This is a genomic window from Nitrospira sp. (assembly GCA_037045225.1).
Taxonomy (GTDB): Bacteria; Nitrospirota; Nitrospiria; order Nitrospirales; family Nitrospiraceae; genus Nitrospira_A.
On sequence record JBAOHZ010000009.1, the window covers coordinates 295,685 to 308,051 of the forward strand.

The window sequence follows — 12,367 nt, forward strand, 5'->3', positions numbered from 1 at the left end:
TCAAGACACCGACCCGTGACTTTTCAACACCACACCGATTAGGGTCAAAATCACGCCGGCAAACCCAATGATCGTCAGATATGCGGCTCGTTTGGCTCGCCATCCGATGGTCAAACGCCCGACCAGGACAGCGAAGTAGAAGCCCCAGGTCACCATGGCCCACGTCTGTTCCGGATTCCAGTTCACATACGTACCGCGAACAATCTCCGCTGAGAAGGCGCCGCTGATGATCCCGAGGGTCAGTAGTGGAAACCCCATGACGATTGACTGCTGATTCAAGTGATCGAGATAATCCAGCGCAGGCAGTTTTGCATAGAGCACGTTGAAGCGCTTCGACTTGAGAAGGCCGTCCTGAATGAGATACATCACCCCGGCAACGAATGCGACGGCAAAGCCAACCGTACCCAACATGCTGAGGGTGACATGAACCCACAGCGTTTTGAACACCGGCTGGAGACTCGAAGCCTCGTCGGAACGGAAGGCCGCAGCCGTCACCAATGACACGAGAGCCAATGGTACGATGAAGGAGCCAAGGACATGCAACTGACGCCGAAATTCGACGGCGAGAAACACCAGAATCAGCATCCAGGAGAAAAACGACAAGGCTTCGTGAAAAGTCGGGAGCTGAGCCTGGGTTGTGTCGGTCATTCTGGCGACCAAGGCAACTGTGTGCGTGGCAAACCCGGCAGCCGTGATTCCGAGCGACACCTTTGACAGGGTTTCCGCCCGTCGCAACAGATAGGCCAGGTAGCAGACCGTACTCACGAAATACAGGCCCATCGTGAGCATGAAAAACACCGAAGACATTGTGCTCTATCCTCGCAACATTTCAGCGCAAAGCCACTTTTTTTGATAACTGGAAATTATATCGATGCGACGAGAACGGAGTCAAGGAAAGCGCGCGCAATCTGCCTCTTCGGCAGGAACGTTATTCATCGTCGGCGTGCCGATCGGACATCCGGACGATCTGACGATCCGAGGTCTTGCGACTCTTCGACAGGTTGATCTCATCGCCGCGAAAAATCCGCAGGCCACTCACGTCCTTCTGGCCCACCACGGAATTCACACCACCATCACCACCTATGATCGGAACAATGCCGCCGACAAAGTTCCACTATTGCTGGATCGCTTGAAGCACGGAGATCAAGTGGCGCTGGTGTCGGATTGCGGAATGCCGGTTGTCTACGATCCGGGTCGACTACTCATCGCAGCCGCATCGAAAGCGCAGATTCCCGTCACGGTCATCCCTGGAACTTCCGCTGTGGTAGCGGCAGCGGCCCTCGCCGGGATGGACGGCAATGCCTTCATCTTTGACGGGCGCTGGACCGGTGGCACTAAAACACTCACCACTCGGCTTCACCTGTTACGATCCGAGCCACGCACGATGATCTTCTTCCCGCCGGCACAGAACCTTCGACAATTTCTCGCCCTGCTGCAGCGGACGCTAGGCAACCGGAAGGTAATGGTGGCCATCGACATGACCCGAAGCACGGAACAGATCCTACGAGGACGAGTCCAAGAACTGCTCTCGAACAAACCGAGCCACGAAAGCACGTCTCACGTCGTGCTCGTGGTGGAAGGCGCCAGATTGAGGAGGAAGAACAGCGTCAAGGAGTCGCAATAACTACTCGTCGAATCGTTTACGAATCAGGACACGGTAGGACTGATCGATACGCTCCTGCGAGACCACATCATGCCCGTCGTCACTCACACTCCGAGGCACGTTTCGAATCGGATCACCATCGTCAAGATGGACTAACAGCAGTTGCCCTGGAGCCATGCTCTCGAGCTTGAGCTTCGTCTTCACAAAATTGTAAGGACAAATGACACCGCGAAGATCCAGCTCTTCATCAGGTGAAGGTACAGGAGACGGCGACTCAGACATAAGATTCCTCAAGAGACATGATGGCAGATGGTACCAACCGCCCTGTTGTGTTGCAACAGGGCGGCAAGGAATCGTACAAACAAAAGAAAAGCGGGGTGCCTCTTCCGAAGCACCCCGCTCAAAACCTGCCACAGTCGTGGCGTAAGTCTTAGTTGCTCAAGCCCTTCTGCAAGTTCGGCTTGGCACCATCGGTCCCGTAGTCAGACTTGTTCTGCAATTTGGTTTCCGGAGCGACGGTCTGGTAGCCCCATCCTGGCTGCGGTTCGCAGTTCCAGCACGGTGCCTGTCCGGTAAACTCACCGACGGTGGTGGTGATCACGCCGTTGGTCACGGTACCAGGGAACACATCGTTGACTCGCCCGCCGACAACGGTGGCTGAGCTCGTCTCAATTCCGCGCTCATTCGAAGGGCTAGGTCGCTGTCCAAGACCGCCGAAGCCTGCCAATTTCTCGTTACCGCGAAACACATAGATTTCACGCACAAGCTTATGGCCTACTCCGAACTCGTGGCCCGGTGACGTGGCTTCGACAACCTGCACAGAGATGTCGTCTCCCGTACCCACGGCTCGCATTTGGTCGAGATTGGTCTTATCATCAATATAGAGGGTCAGAGAGGACATTGCACCTGTTCCAGCTCGGCCCTCATCATGCGAACTGCCGCCCGTCTCCAGCCACAATTTGCCGCCGGGAATATCAATTCCCATGACACGACCAAAAACGGTTTCCGCTTGTGCGAGGCGTTCCATGAAAGCGGTCCGATCAAACGCTGTCGTCCGGCCGGAATTCCCCGAAACGTCTCCGACTCCGGTGCCGACTCCGAACCCTGAACCTGCCGAGGACTGTGGCAAACGCTCTTGAGCGCCTGCAACACCAACGGAGCTGATAAAAAGCACCGCAGCTCCAAGTGCCAACACGTTACGCATGTGCTGCCTCCTTAGTGAGTTGGAATTGATAAGAGAGTAATGATGAACGGCGATAAACTAAACAGGCCATAGTAGTTCCAAGCAATTTCGGGCGAACTATAGGCTAACACCCACATCATGTCAAGATGTTTTCAGCCACGACATCCACTATATAGTGTTGTGTCGAAACGCACCGTCTATTTAATCGCATTGCACCTACACCCGTGACAGGCTGCAACGTCTCCACGAATGCGCTGATCGTCGGGATAGAGACAGAGGTGTTGAAATGATGGTGCCCAGAGGGAGGGTCGAACTCCCACTCTCTTGCGAGAACCGGATTTTGAGTCCGGCGCGTCTGCCAGTTCCGCCATCCGGGCACATGTGTCATGCGGCGACAATTCCTTGGTTTGCCATTCGGCTTTGAAGGGACGCATTTTTAACATGAACCCGAGTAGGCGTCAATCCGCACGGCACACTCTTTTTTCTGCGGCACTCGAATGTTAGAATGTCGTAGAACTGATCATTCATGATCCGGCAGACTCACGGAGGCAATTATGGCAGATGTGCAATGTGTCACCTGCGGAGAAGCAGGCGAAGCGATTACGGATATGCTGTTCCTTGGAAAGCTTGAAGCGGAAATCAAGGCCAAAGTCTGCAAGCCCTGCTGGAAAAAGTGGGAAGGGATGCGTGTCATGGTGATCAACGAGTATCAGGTCAATCTTGGCGACGAGAGCGGCCGTGAGCTCGTCAAAAAGCAGATGAAGGCGTTCCTCAAACTGGGAGAACAAACCGACACGTCCAAACTGGAACAGAACTTTCGCCCAGCCGGCTCGTAAAGGTTCCTCTTTCCACTCTGACGACTTCTCCGGTCAGAACCGTCGGTGATTAAGTGCCTGTTCTTCAGATGACGGAGGGACTGTCCTCACGTTTGCGTCTGACGGAGTGGCGATCCTTCGGCGCTCTTCAACGCTGCCCGACCGAATTCATTGACACTCTGATTTCGGAAGTGCTAGAGTGCCCTATTCTTGAGCTTTTTGGCTGACATCGGGAAGGATACTCCCGCCGTGATCACACAAATGCGGGTAAAGGGTCTGATCTTCGACCCCTATAACAACGCCTATATAGTGGTGTTGCGAGACGAAGAGAATTCGGACATGCTCCCGATCTGGGTTGGGAAATCAGAGGCCAGCGCCATCGGCCTTGCGTTGGAGAGTGTCACCGCCCCGCGCCCCATGACCCACGACTTAATGAAGTCGTTTCTGGAAACGTTCGATGCGAAGATTATCAGTGTAGTGATTACTGATCTGAACGAGAATACCTATTTCGCCACGATTCACCTGATGTACGAAGATTCTGAATATACGGTTGATTCTCGCCCCAGCGACGCCATTGCACTGGCCCTTCGCTCTAGCGCGCCGATCTTCGCCAGCGAGAAGGTCATTAAGAAGCAGTCTTCCGAAGAGCTCGAGCAGTGGCTTGAGAATCTGAAGCCAGAAGATTTCGGAAAACTGGATAGCTGAGTCATGGACACGGCCAAGCCGCAGAATGAGTCGCCGGAGCTTGTCGCACTGACTGTGAAACAGGTGCTGGACGACGGCACAACCGATACCCGTATTGTCGTACTGAAAAATGATGACGCAAGTGTGACGCTGCCCATCTGGGTCGGATCTGCCGAAGGGAATGCCATTCGCCTGGCGATGGAACGAGTAGTGACTCCCCGTCCCATGAGCCACGATCTCATTCGAAGTTTTGCGGATCATCTCGGCGTCCGGATAGAGCGAGTGGTGATTACGGATGTGAAGGGCAGTACCTATTATGCCAGCGTGGCCTTCGCCTCGAAGGGTGTGCATCGAACATTGGACGCCAGACCCAGCGACGCCATTGCACTTGCCCTTCGTGCGGACTGTCCGATCTATGCCACACAGGATGTGCTGAGCCGACGTACGGCTGTTCATTTAGATGCTTGGATCAATAAAATCGACACAAAGAATATCGAACCCCAACAGGCGTGAGGCCTGACACCTCACATTAGAATCCTATCGTGCAGGAGTAGATGGAGACCATGACAAAAACGTATCTTGAGAAGCCAGCTGATGTGAAACGGAAATGGTTCTTGGTGGATGCCGACGGCAAGACACTCGGTCGTCTTGCGGCAAAGGTTGCCACCTTGCTTCGCGGCAAACATAAACCGACCTTTACCCCCCACGTGGATACGGGTGACCATGTCGTCATCGTCAATGCGGAGAAGATCCGATTGACCGGCAACAAGATGGAAGACAAGACCTATTCGTATCACACCGGATATCCTGGCGGGCTCAAGACCCTGACCGCCGAGCATATCCATAAAAAAGACCCGACGAAGCTCTTGACGCGCGCCATCGAAGGCATGTTACCCAAGAATCCTCTTGGGAATCAGATGGCCAAGAAACTGCGCGTGTACGCAGGTTCAACCCATCCACATCACGCGCAGCAACTGGAATCACTTTCGCTGTGATCATTATTGTTCGGATTCGATCTGTGAAGGAGGCCGCCTGACATGGCAGCAATTACGCAGTACGCAACTGGGAAGAGAAAGAGCGCGATCGCTCGTGCATGGGTGACCGCCGCGGCTGGTGATATCGTCGTCAACGAGAAGCCGCTGGAAAAAGCGTTTCCTCGCATGACCCTACGGAATGTGATTCAATTTCCGTTCGAACTGGCCGGTGTGGCCGGGAAGTATTCCGTCCGAGCCACCGTGTATGGTGGTGGTCCTGCGGGTCAGGCCGGAGCCTTACGGCATGCCATCTCGAAGGCGCTGGTGATCATGAGCGCGGCATTCCGAAGCCCGCTCAAGAAGGAAGGCCTTCTGACCCGTGACTCACGCGTGAAAGAACGTAAAAAGTACGGCCAGAAGGGCGCCAGAAAGCGCTTCCAATACTCGAAGCGATAAAGAAACACTGGAGCGACAGGGTGTCAAAAGGGAAGGCTCCGCAGCCTTCCCTTTTTTTATGTGGGCGGCGAACTGATTGAGTAATCACTCGCGATTGGCCGGGAGGCATGACATGACGTCGGTACGAGTAGCAGTGGCAGGGGGCAGCGGATACACCGGAGCGGAGTTACTGCGGCTGCTGTCCCAGCATCCCCACGTTCAATTGACCGCGGTCACATCCGAGAAATCGGCCGGCACCGCTGTCTCCACCGTGTTCCCCCATTTGCAGGGCATCGTGCCACTCACCTTCGAGGCCCTGGCGCCTGAGGCCCTGGCCGAACGCGCCGATGTGCTGTTTCTCGCCCTCCCCCACACCAAATCCATGGGTCCGGTGGCGACCTGCATGAAAGCCCGTAAACGCGTAGTCGACCTGAGCGCAGACTTCCGACTCAAAGATCCTCGCACCTATGAAACCTGGTACCAGACCGCGCACGCGCACCCGGACCTGATCGGAAGCGCCGTGTATGGCCTGCCGGAGCTCCATCGATCGGCCATCGCACAGGCCCGGCTCGTCGCGTCACCCGGCTGCTACCCAACGGCTGCAATTTTGCAGTTGGCGCCCCTCATTGCTCATGACCTGATTGTGCCGGATACGATCGTGATCGATGCGAAATCGGGCGTGTCCGGCGCGGGAAGAAGTGCGGCCCTGCCCTACCACTTCCCCGAAGCACATGAGTCCCTGGAACCCTACAAGATCGGCCAACATCGACATATCCCGGAAATCGAGCAGGAACTGACGGGATTGGCAGGAACGCGTGGACCAGCAGGCACGGGACGGACCTCCGGTGTCACCATCGCCTTCACGCCGCACCTGGTGCCGATGAATCGAGGCATCCTGAGCACGGCCTATGCGCGCATGAAAGGCTCTCTTGATGTGGTCGAACTGCGGGCGCTCTACCGGGACTTCTACAAAGGTGAACGATTTGTGCGACTGCTCGAAGGCGCGATGCCGAATCCCCGTCATGTGCGAGGCGCCAACTATTGCGATCTCGCAGTCCACACCGATTCACGAGCCGGATGGGTAGTGACAGTGGCGGCCATCGACAACCTGATCAAGGGCGCAGCAGGACAAGCAATTCAAGCCATGAATCTCATGCTCGGCTATCCCGAAGAAACGGGCCTGGTGGCGCCGGGTATCTATCCCTAACGTGAGGCCTGAGCGACTCCGCGCTACGAACCATTTTCATCACACAGGATCACTATGAAAATCATCTCAGGAGGCATCACCGCACCCCTCGGCTTTCGGGCCGCCGGGATGTATTGCGGCATCAAGAAAAAGCAGAAGAAACAACTCGACTTGGCCTTGCTGGTCTCCGAGCAGGAAGGACCCGTCGCCGGCGTATTTACTACCAATCAAGTCGTGGCTGCACCGGTTGTGCTCGATCGTCTGCATCTGAAAAAAGGTGTCGGTCGGGCCATCCTCGTCAACAGCGGGAACGCCAACGCCTGCACTGGACCAGACGGAATGCGAGTGGCCAAGGAGATGGCACAACTGGTTGCCACGGCCCTCAACACTGCGCCCCACACCGTCTTCGTCGGATCGACCGGGGTCATCGGCCAACCCCTCCCGATCGACTGCATCAAACAGGCCGTCCCGACCCTGCTCACCCGAGTCACGCGCCGCGGTGGAGCTGACGCAGCCCAAGCCATCATGACCACGGACCTGAAACCCAAACAGGCGGCGGTGCGCGCGCGACTCGGAGGGAAGATGGTGACGGTCGGCGGCATGGCCAAGGGATCCGGCATGATCCATCCCAACATGGCCACCATGCTCGGCTATCTCACGACCGATGCGGCCATCAGTCGACCTGCGCTTCAGACAGCGCTGAGCCAGGCGGTCGATCAATCGTTCAACTGCATTACCGTCGACGGCGATACCAGCACCAACGACACGGTCCTCTGCCTCGCGAACGGAATGGCGGGTAATTCGATACTCAAGCCGGGCTCGGCGGACTTTCGTCGGTTCTGCGCCATGGTTGAAACAGTCTGCCGTACGCTGGCCTTAAAGATTTGCTGGGACGGCGAAGGCGTGACCAAGGTCGTCCGGGTGGAGGTCACAGGCGCCCGGTCTACGACGGCAGCCAAACAGATTGCCCAGACAATCGCCACATCTAACCTGGTGAAGACCGCACTCTTTGGCGGTGATGCCAACTGGGGCCGTGTGATGGCGGCCCTCGGCCGCGCAGGGGTACCCATCGATCCCAGTCGGGTCAACCTGCAATTTGGAGAGGTGCCGATGGTACGGAACGGGCAAGGACTGGGACGCGTGGCCGAACAGAAACTGACCAAGGTCTTCCGGGCGAAAGAATTCACCATTCTCGTCGATCTCGCACAGGGCAAGGCCGGAGCACACATGTGGACAACCGATTTGTCTTATGAATACGTGCGGATCAACGCGAGTTACCGATCGTAATTCCCCTCGTGCGGTTGCAAAATAGCGAGGGGTTATGCTAGCGTTCGAACGTTTTCGTGCAGTGAATGGTCCGTCCCATCGTTCACATTTTCGCATCTAAAATCAGGGACGTCTTATTTAAATCCACACCAGCGTGATGCGCACGCTGCGCAGCCTGAGAATAAGGGGGACATCCCCCTCGTCGTTGGCGTTCGCCAGGCGCTCTGCAGGCTTCGGAGGGAGGTGAAGGTATGGGAGTAGTTGCAATTAAGGAATTACTGGAAGCCGGCGTCCACTTCGGACACCAGACGAATCGTTGGAACCCCAAGATGAAGCGGTTTTTGTTCGGGGAACGAAACGGCGTCTACATTATCGACCTTCAACAGACCGTCGAACGCATGGAGCAGGCCTATGCCTTCGCGCGCGACACCGTGGCGGCCGGTGACTCCGTCTTGTTCGTTGGAACCAAGCGCCAAGCGGCGGAAATTCTAGAGGAAGAGGCCAAACGGGCCAATCAATTCTACATCAACCAGCGGTGGTTGGGTGGCATGTTGACCAACTTCCAGACCATCCGTCGCAGCATCGACAAAATGAAGAAAATGGAGACGACGCTCGCTGATCCGACGCACCAGGGTCATACGAAGAAAGAGCTCGGACAGATGCAGAAGGAAGTCGTCAAACTGCAGAAGAACCTGTCGGGCATCCGCAACATGCGCGCCTTGCCCGGCGCGGTGTTCATTTTGGATACTCGCATTGAGCACATTGCAATCCTCGAGGCCAGCCGGTTGGAAATTCCGGTCATTGCCATCGTCGATTCAAACTGCGATCCCGATCACATTCAGTACCCCATCCCTGGCAATGATGACGCCATTCGTTCCATCAAGCTGATTATTTCCCGGATTGCGGACGCGTGCCTCGAAGGCGCCCACCTCCGGGCCCAGCAAGAAGAGAAAGAATTTGCATCGGCCCCAGCCGGTGGCGGCGCCAAACCGACGGCAAGTCTGGCCGGCGCGTCCGCTTCCTAACGGCGGCCTCGCGCAGGATGGCATTGTTCTATTCGACCAACTGAGGAACCCATGGCAAGTTTGAGTGAGCTCGTCAAAGAGTTGCGTGAAAAAACAGGAGCCGGCATTCTGGATTGCCAGAAGGCCCTGACCGAGAACGGAAACAGCATCGACAAAGCCATCGATTATCTCCGGCAAAAGGGATTGGCCGCAGCCCAGAAAAAAGCTGGTCGTGAGACCAACCAGGGCTTGATCCATGCCTATATCCATGCCGGCGGAAAGATCGGCGTGCTCATCGAAGTCAATTGCGAGACGGACTTCGTCGCGCGCAATGAGCAGTTCAAAGCCTTCGTGAACGATCTGGCGCTGCAGGTAGCGGCCGCCAGTCCGTCCTATGTCCGACGGGAAGAGATTGCGGCAGATGTCGTCGCGAAAGAGCGCAGCATCTACGAAGGGCAAGCCAAGGAATTGGGCAAGCCGCCGGCCGCCTGGCCCAAAATCATCGAGGGCAAGCTCGAAAAGTTCTATCAAGAGAACTGCTTACTTGAGCAGGCCTTCATCAAGGATTCCTCCGTCGTGATCAAGGATCTGTTGGCGCAGCAAATCTCCAAAATCGGCGAGAACATGAACATCCGCCGGTTCACACGATTCCAACTAGGCCAAGCATGAGTTCTGCTCACTACCGCCGCATTCTGCTGAAAGTCAGCGGAGAAATGCTGGCCGGTGAGCAGGGCTATGGCGTCCAACCCTCGATTCTCGAAGGGTTGGCAGAAGAAATTGCCGACGTCGTGGCGATGGACGTCGAAGTAGCCGTTGTCATCGGCGGCGGCAATATCTTCCGCGGCCTGGCTGCCAGCGCCCGCGGCATGGAGCGGGCATCCGCCGACTATATGGGCATGCTCGCAACGGTGTTGAATGCGCTCGCCCTCCAAAATGCACTGGAAGGCAAAGGCGTCAGCACCCGCGTCCAATCGGCCATCGAGATGCGTCAATTGGCCGAAGGGTACATTCGCCGCCGCGCCATCCGGCACCTGGAAAAAAAACGGGTGGTGATCTTTGCCGGAGGAACGGGAAACCCCTATTTCTCCACCGATACCGCGGCATCATTGCGCGCGATGGAAATCGGCGCTCAGGTCATCATGAAGGGCACGAAAGTCGACGGTATCTACGACAGCGATCCGGTCAAGAATCCACAAGCCAAGAAATATGCAGAGATTCCGTTCCTGTCGATTCTCACCCAGAACCTCAAGGTCATGGACTCGACGGCCATCAGCTTGTGCATGGATAACCAGTTGCCATTGATCGTCTTCAATTTAAAAGAGAAGGGAAACTTTAAACGTGTCGTCCAGGGAGAACCTATCGGAACCCTGGTCACCGTAGAAAGTCGCTAAGGGAGAGGCTGATGTCGACGGCGCAAGAAGTGAAACAACGTGTCACTGAAAAAATGGACCACGCGATCGAACATCTGAAACGCGACCTGGCCGGACTTCGTACCGGGCGCGCATCTGTGGCACTGGTGGACGGCATCAAAGTCGACTACTACGGAACCATGACACCGCTGAAGCAGGTCGCCAACGTCGCCACCCCCGAAGCCCGGCTCATTACGATCCAGCCCTGGGAGCAGAACCTCATCAGGGAAATCGAAAAAGCGATCCAAATCTCGGACCTCGGCCTGACGCCATCGAACGACGGCAAGCTCATCCGTATTCCCCTTCCGCCGCTCACCGAGGAGCGCCGGAAAGAACTCATCAAGGTCTGCAAGAAACACGGCGAAGAAGTGAAGGTGCAGATTCGTGGCTTCCGCCGGGATGGCAACGAAGAACTGAAGAAGCTGCAGAAAGACACCAAGCTGACCGAAGATGAACTGCGCAAGTCGGAAGCCGAGATTCAAAAGCTCACCGACCAATACGTGCAAAAAATCGACGATGTGATGAAGAAAAAAGAAGGCGAAATTCTGGAAGTCTAGCGCCCATTCTGCCACCACAAGCTGCGTGTACACGCCGTCTCAATTCCCCCCAACCTCCGTCTCAGTCGATCTGAATGCCCTTGCGCAGAATGTCGCTCATGTGCGCCGTCTCGCACCGCATGCTGAGGTGCTCGCCGTCGTCAAGGCCAATGCCTATGGCCATGGGGCGCTCGAACTCACGCGCGCCCTGCAACAACTGGCTGTCCACCGATTCGGCGTCGCGACAGTCGACGAGGGCATCGCGCTTCGTCAGGCAGGCATCCACGATGCGATTGTAGTGATGGGCCCGACGGCCCCGGCACAATTCGCCGACCTAACCACACATCGTCTGACGCCCGTGCTCTATCGAACTGATATGGTCCAAGCCTTTGCCTCGGCCGTCCCACCCGATGCCGCGCCCTACTCTGTGCATGTCAAAATCGAAACCGGTATGGGCCGCTTGGGCGTACGCTCTCGCGAGATGCCGGATCTCGCCGCCTTGCCGGCCTTTCAAGCCACCCTCCGACTTGAAGGGCTCATGACCCATCTGGCTGATGCCGACAATGCCGAGACGACACATACCGAAAAACAACTCGCGGAGTTTCAGCAGACGCTCGAAGCATTGCGCCAAGGGGGGCGGTCATTTCCCCTGATACACGCCGCCAACAGCGCGGGCATCATCAAATATCCCGCAAGCCTCTATTCCCTCGTGCGCCCGGGCATCATGCTCTATGGCTACCATACCCTGTCCGACGCAGCGGCGGCCCCCGAGCTGCGGCCAATCCTCACCTGGAGAGCGACCATCGCGCATGTGCACACCATCCAGCCAGGCGACAGCGTCAGCTACAACCGGACCTTCATCGCCGCGAGGCGATCGCGTATTGCGGTCCTCCCGGTCGGTTATGCAGACGGCTACAATCGCCTCTTATCCAACCGAGGCATGGTGTTGATCGGCGGACGCCGGGTGCCGGTGGTCGGACGTGTGTGCATGGACATGACGATGGTCGATGTGACCGATGTGCCCGGTGTGCAAGTCGGACAGGAAGCGATACTCATCGGGCAACAGGGAGACGAGCGTATCACCGCAGCCGACCTCGCCACCTGGCAACAGACCATTCCCTATGAAGTGCTTTGCGCCATCGGTCAACGCGTCCCACGCCACTATCTCACGCTCCGTTCAATCGACGAAACTTCGTCACCGAAGAAATGACGGCTTGCCTTCCGTTTTTCCTTCCCCCATAGTTGAGCGATATGTTCGGAAGAAGTTCGAGT

The 12,367-nt window shown here is 56.5% G+C and carries 16 protein-coding genes and 1 tRNA gene; 13 read left to right on the forward strand and 4 right to left on the reverse strand.

What is annotated here, in order from left to right; genetic code table 11:
• The gene (gene ccsA, locus V9G17_02470; GenBank protein ID MEI2751441.1) at positions 1-807 is read right to left on the reverse strand and encodes a cytochrome c biogenesis protein CcsA; all 807 of its coding nucleotides are present in this window, start codon (positions 805-807) and stop codon (positions 1-3) included.
• 64 nt (positions 808-871) lie between these two features.
• Between ccsA and V9G17_02475 the strand changes: the two genes are divergently transcribed.
• A complete protein-coding gene (locus V9G17_02475) occupies positions 872-1,624 on the forward strand; it encodes an SAM-dependent methyltransferase (protein ID MEI2751442.1) in 753 nt (250 codons plus the stop codon).
• Here V9G17_02475 and V9G17_02480 read toward each other — a convergent pair whose 3' ends face one another.
• The 3 genes from V9G17_02480 to V9G17_02490 form a co-directional block, all read right to left on the reverse strand.
• Entirely contained in the window at positions 1,625-1,885 is a 261-nt protein-coding gene (locus V9G17_02480; GenBank protein MEI2751443.1) for a sulfurtransferase TusA family protein, read from the reverse strand.
• A 148-nt stretch (positions 1,886-2,033) separates the two neighbouring features.
• Complete coding sequence (locus tag V9G17_02485) at positions 2,034-2,807, reverse strand: hypothetical protein (GenBank protein ID MEI2751444.1); 774 nt, start codon at positions 2,805-2,807, stop codon at positions 2,034-2,036.
• Between the two features lie 269 nt (positions 2,808-3,076).
• Positions 3,077-3,163, reverse strand: a tRNA-Leu gene (locus tag V9G17_02490).
• Positions 3,164-3,340: 177 nt separating this feature from the next.
• On the opposite strand from V9G17_02490, the gene V9G17_02495 reads away from it, so the two are divergent.
• From V9G17_02495 to alr, 12 genes are all read left to right on the forward strand, one after another.
• Entirely contained in the window at positions 3,341-3,622 is a 282-nt protein-coding gene (locus V9G17_02495) for a Fe(2+)-trafficking protein (GenBank protein MEI2751445.1), read from the forward strand.
• Between the two features lie 228 nt (positions 3,623-3,850).
• Positions 3,851-4,306, forward strand: coding sequence for a bifunctional nuclease family protein (locus tag V9G17_02500; protein MEI2751446.1), 456 nt, complete (start codon positions 3,851-3,853; stop codon positions 4,304-4,306).
• Between the two features lie 3 nt (positions 4,307-4,309).
• On the forward strand, positions 4,310-4,798 hold the full coding sequence (locus V9G17_02505; protein MEI2751447.1) for a bifunctional nuclease family protein: 489 nt from the start codon (positions 4,310-4,312) through the stop codon (positions 4,796-4,798).
• 50 nt (positions 4,799-4,848) lie between these two features.
• Positions 4,849-5,280, forward strand: coding sequence for a 50S ribosomal protein L13 (rplM, locus tag V9G17_02510; protein MEI2751448.1), 432 nt, complete (start codon positions 4,849-4,851; stop codon positions 5,278-5,280).
• Positions 5,281-5,322: 42 nt separating this feature from the next.
• Positions 5,323-5,715 (forward strand): 30S ribosomal protein S9, encoded by a 393-nt coding sequence (rpsI, locus tag V9G17_02515; GenBank protein ID MEI2751449.1) that lies wholly within the window; start codon positions 5,323-5,325, stop codon positions 5,713-5,715.
• A 112-nt stretch (positions 5,716-5,827) separates the two neighbouring features.
• Complete coding sequence (gene argC, locus V9G17_02520; protein ID MEI2751450.1) at positions 5,828-6,901, forward strand: N-acetyl-gamma-glutamyl-phosphate reductase; 1,074 nt, start codon at positions 5,828-5,830, stop codon at positions 6,899-6,901.
• Positions 6,902-6,955: 54 nt separating this feature from the next.
• The gene (gene argJ, locus V9G17_02525) at positions 6,956-8,167 is read left to right on the forward strand and encodes a bifunctional glutamate N-acetyltransferase/amino-acid acetyltransferase ArgJ (GenBank protein ID MEI2751451.1); all 1,212 of its coding nucleotides are present in this window, start codon (positions 6,956-6,958) and stop codon (positions 8,165-8,167) included.
• Between the two features lie 230 nt (positions 8,168-8,397).
• On the forward strand, positions 8,398-9,171 hold the full coding sequence (gene rpsB / locus V9G17_02530) for a 30S ribosomal protein S2 (GenBank protein MEI2751452.1): 774 nt from the start codon (positions 8,398-8,400) through the stop codon (positions 9,169-9,171).
• A 51-nt stretch (positions 9,172-9,222) separates the two neighbouring features.
• On the forward strand, positions 9,223-9,819 hold the full coding sequence (gene tsf, locus V9G17_02535) for a translation elongation factor Ts (GenBank protein MEI2751453.1): 597 nt from the start codon (positions 9,223-9,225) through the stop codon (positions 9,817-9,819).
• Positions 9,816-10,541, forward strand: coding sequence for a UMP kinase (gene pyrH / locus V9G17_02540; GenBank protein ID MEI2751454.1), 726 nt, complete (start codon positions 9,816-9,818; stop codon positions 10,539-10,541). The genes tsf and pyrH overlap by 4 nt, the downstream gene beginning before the upstream one ends.
• An 11-nt stretch (positions 10,542-10,552) precedes the next feature.
• Entirely contained in the window at positions 10,553-11,116 is a 564-nt protein-coding gene (gene frr / locus V9G17_02545) for a ribosome recycling factor (protein ID MEI2751455.1), read from the forward strand.
• 25 nt (positions 11,117-11,141) lie between these two features.
• Positions 11,142-12,305: an alanine racemase gene (gene alr / locus V9G17_02550; GenBank protein MEI2751456.1), complete on the forward strand. Its 1,164-nt coding sequence runs from the start codon at positions 11,142-11,144 to the stop codon at positions 12,303-12,305.
• The last annotated feature ends 62 nt before the right edge of the window (positions 12,306-12,367 follow it).

Coding starts and splice junctions, on each gene's coding strand:
- ccsA (MEI2751441.1), bottom strand. CDS start 807: ATGTCTTCGGTGTTTTTCATGCTCACGATGGGCCTGTATTTCGTGAGT.
- V9G17_02475 (MEI2751442.1), top strand. CDS start 872: ATGCGACGAGAACGGAGTCAAGGAAAGCGCGCGCAATCTGCCTCTTCG.
- V9G17_02480 (MEI2751443.1), bottom strand. CDS start 1,885: ATGTCTGAGTCGCCGTCTCCTGTACCTTCACCTGATGAAGAGCTGGAT.
- V9G17_02485 (MEI2751444.1), bottom strand. CDS start 2,807: ATGCGTAACGTGTTGGCACTTGGAGCTGCGGTGCTTTTTATCAGCTCC.
- V9G17_02495 (MEI2751445.1), top strand. CDS start 3,341: ATGGCAGATGTGCAATGTGTCACCTGCGGAGAAGCAGGCGAAGCGATT.
- V9G17_02505 (MEI2751447.1), top strand. CDS start 4,310: ATGGACACGGCCAAGCCGCAGAATGAGTCGCCGGAGCTTGTCGCACTG.
- rplM (MEI2751448.1), top strand. CDS start 4,849: ATGACAAAAACGTATCTTGAGAAGCCAGCTGATGTGAAACGGAAATGG.
- rpsI (MEI2751449.1), top strand. CDS start 5,323: ATGGCAGCAATTACGCAGTACGCAACTGGGAAGAGAAAGAGCGCGATC.
- argC (MEI2751450.1), top strand. CDS start 5,828: ATGACGTCGGTACGAGTAGCAGTGGCAGGGGGCAGCGGATACACCGGA.
- argJ (MEI2751451.1), top strand. CDS start 6,956: ATGAAAATCATCTCAGGAGGCATCACCGCACCCCTCGGCTTTCGGGCC.
- rpsB (MEI2751452.1), top strand. CDS start 8,398: ATGGGAGTAGTTGCAATTAAGGAATTACTGGAAGCCGGCGTCCACTTC.
- tsf (MEI2751453.1), top strand. CDS start 9,223: ATGGCAAGTTTGAGTGAGCTCGTCAAAGAGTTGCGTGAAAAAACAGGA.
- pyrH (MEI2751454.1), top strand. CDS start 9,816: ATGAGTTCTGCTCACTACCGCCGCATTCTGCTGAAAGTCAGCGGAGAA.
- frr (MEI2751455.1), top strand. CDS start 10,553: ATGTCGACGGCGCAAGAAGTGAAACAACGTGTCACTGAAAAAATGGAC.